Below are 6,812 nucleotides of genomic sequence, written 5' to 3'. Positions count from 1 at the left end.
TCGAAAGCCGCCCCGAACACCGGGAACGCCTCACCCAACTCCCCACCCATACCGGCCCGCTGAGAACCCTGACCGGTGAACAGGAACGCCAGCCGGCCCTCCGACACCGACACACCACCACGACGCCCCGCCGCCAGCTCCTCCAACGCAGCCAGCAGCTCGGAGCGGTCGGCGCCCACCGCGACCGCGCGGTGTTCGAGCGCCGTCCGGGTCGTGGCCGCGGAGAGGGCGATGTCCAGGGTCTCGTGTTCGGGGCGCCGAACCAGTTCGGCGAGCAGCCGCTCGGCCTGGGCGCGCAGCGCCGTCGGGTTCTTCGCGGACAGGACCAGCGGGAGGGCGGGCAGCCCGGGCCGGTCCTCGGCCGCGTCCGGCTCGGGGCTCGGCGGCGCCTGTTCGAGTACGACGTGGGCGTTGGTGCCGCTCACGCCGAAGGCGGAGACGCCCGCCCGGCGCGGCCGCCCGGTCTCGGGCCACTCGCGCGCCTCGGTCAGCAGCTCCACCGCGCCCGCCGACCAGTCGACGTGGGGCGAAGGACGGTCCGCGTGCAGGGTCTTGGGCAGGACGCCGTGCCGCATGGACAGCACCATCTTGATGACGCCCGCCACGCCGGCGGCGGCCTGCGTGTGGCCGATGTTGGACTTCAGGGAGCCCAGGTACAGCGGCCGGTCCTCGGCGCGGCCCTGGCCGTACGTCGCCAGCAGCGCCTGCGCCTCGATCGGGTCGCCCAGCCGGGTGCCCGTGCCGTGCGCCTCGACGGCGTCCACGTCGGCCGTCTCCAGACCGGCGTCGGCCAGCGCGGTACGGATCACCCGCTGCTGGGAGGGACCGTTGGGGGCGGTCAGGCCGTTGCTGGCACCGTCCTGGTTGACGGCCGTACCACGGATCACGGCGAGCACCTCGTGCCCGTTCGCCCGGGCGTCCGACAAACGCTCCAGCACGAGCATGCCCGCGCCCTCACCCCAGCTCGTACCGTCCGCGTCGGCGGAGAAGGCCTTGGAACGGCCGTCCGGGGCCAGCCCCTGCTGCCGGCTGAACTCGACGAACAGGCCGGGGGTGGCCATCACCATGGCGCCGCCCGCGAGGGCGAGGCCGCATTCGCCGCCGCGCAGGGCCTGCACCGCCAGGTGCACGGCGACCAGCGACGAGGAGCAGGCGGTGTCCACCGTCATCGCCGGGCCTTCGAGGCCGAGCGTGTACGAGATGCGGCCGGAGGCCACGCTGGAGGACTTGCCAGTCAGGAGGTATCCCTCCACCTCCTCCGGGGCCTCGTGCAGCAGCGCGCCGTAGTCCTGGTGGATCACGCCGGTGAACACGCCGGTGTCGGAGGAGCGCAGGCTGTCCGGGGCGATCCCGGACCGCTCCAGGGCCTCCCAGGAGGTCTGGAGCAGCAGTCGCTGCTGCGGGTCCATCGCCAGGGCCTCACGCGGTGAGATGCCGAAGAAGGCCGCGTCGAACTCGCCCGCCTCGTAGAGGAATCCGCCTTCGCGGGCGTACGAGGTGCCCCGGTGCTCCGGGTCCGGGTGGTAGAGGGCGCCGGTGTCCCAGCCGCGGTTCTCGGGGAGCCGGGCGATGACGTCGCGGCCGTCGCCGAGGATGTCCCAGAGCCCCTCGGGGGTGTCCGCGCCGCCGGGGTAGCGGCAGCTCATGCCGACGATGGCGATCGGGTCGTCGTCGCCGCTGCGGACGGCGCTGCGGCGGGCGGTCGTCGGCGCCGGTGCCTGCGGCCGCTCCTCCCCGCCGAGCAGGGTGAGCAGGTGCGCGGCGACCGCGGCCGGGGTGGGGTGGTCGAAGACGAGGGTGGTGGGCAGGGACAGGCCGGTGGCCGTGGCCAGCCGGTTGCGCAGCTCGACGGAGGTGAGCGAATCGAAGCCGGAGGCCTTGAAGGCCTGCTGGGCGGCGAGTTCGTCACCGGAGGCGCGGCCGAGTACGGCGGCCGCCTGGGCCCGTACGAGCTCCAGCAGGGTGTTCTGCCGTTCGGCCTCGGTCAGCTCGCGCAGGGTGCCGAAGAGGGCGCTGCCGGCCGTGGCCGTCGCCGTCGCGGCATGCGCGAGGGCCGCGCGGGCCTCGGGCAGTTCGCCGAGGAGCGGGCTGGGCCGGGTGGCGGTGAAGCGCGGGGCGAACCGCTCCCAGTCGATGTCCGCGACGACGAGGGCCGGCTCCGGCTGGGCCGCCGCGTACCAGAGCGCGGCCACCGCCTGGTCGGGGTCCATGGCGGGGATGCCGCGCTGGAGCATGTGGGCCTCGACGGCGTCGCCGACCATGCCGCCACCGCCCCAGATGCCCCAGCCGATGGCGACGGCGGGCAGGCCCTGGGCGCGCCGCAGGTGGGCGAGGGCGTCGAGCGAGGCGTTGGCGGCGGCGTAGGCGGCCTGGCCGCCGTTGCCGAGGGTGCCCATGACGGAGGAGAAGAGGACGAACGCGTCCAGTTCCAGGCCGAGTTCACGGGTGATCTCGTGCAGGTGCCATGCGGCGTCGGCCTTCGGCCGCAGGACCCGGTCCAGCTGTTCGGGCGTGAGGGCCTCGATGACGGCGTCGTCGAGGACACCGGCCGCGTGGACCACGGCGGTCAGCGGCTGGTCCGCCGGCAGGGAGCCGAGCAGTTCGCGCAGGGCCTGCGCCTCGGCGGCGTCGCAGGCGGCGACGGTGACCCGGGCGCCGAGGGCGGTCAGCTCGTCGGCGAGCTCGCGGGCTCCGGGCGCGTCGGCGCCGCGCCTGCTGGTCAGCAGCAGGTGGTCGGCGCCCGCCGTGGCCAGGCTCCGGGAGATACGGGCGCCCAGGGCGCCGGTTCCGCCGGTGACCAGGACGGTGCCGCGGGGCTGCCAGCCCTCGCCGGCGGCCGCCGAGCGGGGAGCGCGGACCAGGCGCCGGGCCAGGATGCCCTGGGCGCGGACGGCGAGCTGGTCCTCGTACGCGCCGCCGGCCCGTGCGCCGTCGGTGGAGCGCGCCAGGATGCCGCAGAGGCGGCGCAGGGCGTCCTGGGTGGGCTCGGCGGGCAGGTCGATCAGGCCGCCGAAGCGGTCGGGGTGTTCGAGGGCGGCGACGAGGCCGAAGCCCCAGGTGCGCGCCTGTTCGGGGTCGCAGGCGGTGTCGGTCTCGTGCGCGACGACGGCCTGGCGCGTGACGGACCACAGCGGGGCGGTGACTCCGGTGTCGCCGAGGGCCTGGACGAGGGCGAGGGTGGCGGCCGGTCCGCTGCCGTCGAGGGCGAGCAGGGACAGGACGCCGGCCGGTTCCAGGCCTTCGGTCGCGTCCCGCAGGGCGGCGGCGGCCCGGTCCCGGTCGTCGCCCGGCTCCAGCGGTACGACCCGCGCCCCGCGCTCGGCGAGCTCCCGGGCCGCCTGGGCGGCCCAGGGGTCGCCGGCGCGTCCGGACGGGACCGCGAGCAGCCAGTCCCCGGACAGGCGGGGGTTGGGCGTGTCGCCGAGGGTGCGCCAGGTGACGCGGTAGCGGCGGCCGTCGGCCTCGTCGGTCACACGGCCCTGGCGGCGCCATTCGGCCAGGAGGGAGAGCGTGGGGGCGAGCGCGTCGGTGCCGGAGGCGCCGAGCTCCGTGGCGAGCCAGTTCGCGTCCTGCTCCTCGATCGCTTCCCAGAAGCGGTCCTCCCGGGCGTCGCCGGCCCGCAGACCGGTGCGGGCGGCAGCCGGTTCGAGCCAGTAGCGGTCGCGCTGGAAGGCGTACGTGGGCAGGGCGGCGCGGGCGGCCGGGGCGGGCCGCCAGTCGACGGGGACGCCGCGCACCTGGGCCTCGGCGAGGGAGCGGAGGAAGCGGTCGAGTCCGCCCTCGTTGCGGCGCAGCGAGGACAGGACGGCGACGTCCGAGGCGCCGGCGGCCTCCACGGTCTCCTGGATGCCGATGGCGAGCACCGGGTGCGGGCTCATCTCGACGAAGGCGTCGAAGCCGTGGCCGAGGAGGGTGCGGGTGGTGCGCTCGAACCGCACGGTGGCGCGGAGGTTGCGGTACCAGTAGGCGGCGTCGAGCTCCTCGCCGTCCAGGGGTTCGCAGGTCACCGTGGAGTAGAACGGGGTGTGGGTGGGGCGGGGACGGACGGGGGCGAGGAGTTCGGCCAGGCGTTCCTCGATCGCCTCCACATGAGCCGAGTGGGAGGCGTAGTCCACCGGAATCCGGCGCGCCCGCACCTCCTGCGCCTCACACACCGCCAGCAACTCCTCAAGCTGATCGGCAGACCCCGAAACCACCGTGGAACGCGGACCGTTGACGGTCGCCACCCACAAGTCGTCCCACGCCCCGATCCGCTCCTCCACCTCAGCCACCGGCAGCGGAACCGACACCATCCCACCGCGCCCCGCGATCTCCAGCAGCGCACGACTACGCAACGCCACCACCAGCGCACCGTCCTCAAGGGACAACGCACCCGCCACACACGCCGCCGCGATCTCACCCTGCGAATGACCCACCACCGCGGCCGGCTCCACACCGAACGAACGCCACAACGCCGCCAGCGACACCATCACCGCCCACAGCACCGGCTGCACCACATCGACCCGGTCGAAACCCGGAGCACCCTCCACACCCCGCAGCACACCGGTCAACGACCAGTCCACGAACGGAGCCAGAGCCTCCTCACACGCCTCCACCGCCTCACGGAACACCGGCGAGGTCTCCAGCAGACCCACCGCCATCCCCACCCACTGCGAACCCTGCCCCGGGAACACGAACACGGGCTGTCGGCCGCCGGTGGCGGTGCCGGTGACCAGGCCTTCGGCCGTCGCACCGTCGGCGAGGGCGCCGAGCCCGGCCAGGAAGCCCGCGTGGTCGTCGGCGACCACGACGGCCCGCTCCTTGAGCGCGGCGCGGGTCGTGGCCAGGGAGAACGCGACGGCGGCCAGCTCGGTGCCGGGGTCGGCGGCGACCAGGTCGCGCAGCCGGGCCGCCTGGGCACGCAGCCCGCCGGAGGTGGCGGCGGAGACCGGCCACGGGAGCACGGCCGGTGCCGGGGCCGGGGCGGCGGGCTCGGACACGGTTTCGGGCAGGTGCTCGATGACGGCGTGGGCGTTGGTGCCGCCGACGCCGAAGGAGGAGACGGCGGCGCGGCGCGGCCGTCCGGTCTCGGGCCACTCCCGGGCCTCGGTCAGCAGCTCGACGGAGCCCGCCGACCAGTCGACGTGCGGCGAAGGACGGTCCGCGTGCAGGGTCTTGGGCAGGACGCCGTGCCGCATGGACAGCACCATCTTGATGACGCCCGCCACGCCGGCGGCGGCCTGCGTGTGACCGATGTTGGACTTCAGGGAGCCCAGGTACAGCGGCCGGTCCTCGGCACGGCCCTGCCCGTACGTCGCCAGCAGTGCCTGCGCCTCGATCGGGTCACCGAGCTTGGTGCCCGTGCCGTGGGCCTCGACGGCGTCCACGTCGGCCGTCTCCAGACCGGCGTCGGCCAGCGCGGTGCGGATCACCCGCTGCTGGGAGGGACCGTTGGGGGCGGTCAGGCCGTTGCTGGCGCCGTCCTGGTTGACGGCCGTACCCCGGATCACGGCGAGCACCTCGTGCCCGTTCGCCCGGGCGTCCGACAAACGCTCCAGCACGAGCATGCCCGCACCCTCACCCCAGCCCGTGCCGTCCGCGTCGGCGGAGAAGGCCTTGCAGCGGCCGTCGGCGGAGAGCCCGCGCTGCTGGCTGAACTCCACGAACATGCCGGGACGCGACATGACCATGGCGCCGCCGGCCAGGGCGAGCGTGCTCTCGCCCGAGCGCAGCGAACGGCAGGCGAGGTGCAGGGCCACCAGCGAGGAGGAGCAGGCGGTGTCCACGGTCACGGCCGGGCCTTCGAGACCGAAGGTGTAGGCGATCCGCCCGGAGGCGACGGCCGGGGTGGTGCCGGTCAGCACGTATCCCTCGGCGCCCTCGGCCGCCTCGTCCAGCCTGGGGCCGTAGTCCTGTGCGGTGAGGCCGACGAACACGCCGGTACGGGTGCCGCCGAGGCTGTCCGGCGCGATGCCGGCCCGCTCCAGAGCCTCCCAGGAGGTCTCCAGGAGCAGTCGCTGCTGCGGATCCATCGCGGCGGCTTCGCGCGGCGAGATGCCGAAGGGTTCCGGGTCGAACTGGGCCACGTCGTAGAGGAATCCGCCGTGCCGGGTGTACGTACGGCCGGGTACTCCCGGCTCGGCGTCGTACAGGGCGTCGATGTCCCAGCCCCGGTCGGCGGGGAACTCGGAGACCGCGTCCCCGCCCGAGGCGAGCAGCTCCCACAGGTCCTCGGGCGTACGGACTCCGCCGGGCAGGCGGCAGCCCATGGCCACGATGGCGATCGGCTCCTCGTCGCGCGGGGTGCGGACCACGGCCGTCTCGGCCTCGGCGGCGGTGTCCGCGCCGTCCAGTTCGGTGCGGAGGTGGGCGGCCACGGCGGCGGGGGTGGGGTGGTCGAACAGGAGGGTCGCGGGCAGCCGCAGACTGGTGGCGGCGCTGAGCCGGCCGCACAGCTCGACGGAGGTCAGCGAGTCGAAGCCGAGCTCCTTGAAGCTGCGGGACGGGTCGACCTCGTGCGGACCGGCGTACTCCAGGACGGCGGCGGACTCGGTGCGTACGAGCTCGACCAGTGACTGGCGGCGCGCGGACGCGGCCGGCGACTGGCGCCGCGTGGAGGGCGCGGTGTCGGCGGCCTGGGGCTCCGGGATCCGGGGCGCGGGGACGGGCAGCGGTGCGGCGGCGGTGCCGAGCCAGTGCGGGCGGCGCTGGAAGGGGTAGGTGGGGAGGTCGACCGTGCGTGCCCCGGTCCCCGCGAAGAACGCGGTCCAGTCCACCGGCGTGCCGTGAGCGAAGAGCTCACCCACCGCCGAGAGCGCCGTACGCGCCTCACC

At 75.0% G+C, this 6,812-nt stretch carries 1 protein-coding gene; it reads right to left on the bottom strand.

Going from position 1 to position 6,812, the window contains the following annotated elements; translation table 11 throughout:
* Positions 1-6,812, bottom strand: a 6,812-nt coding sequence (locus ABT403_RS38800) for a type I polyketide synthase (protein ID WP_351650947.1), incomplete at both ends; no start/stop codon positions are given.

Source organism: Streptomyces sp. NPDC000075 (assembly GCF_040301925.1).
In the GTDB taxonomy this organism is placed as follows: domain Bacteria; phylum Actinomycetota; class Actinomycetes; order Streptomycetales; family Streptomycetaceae; genus Streptomyces; species Streptomyces polychromogenes.
This window is presented reverse-complemented; position numbering and strand designations above follow the sequence as displayed.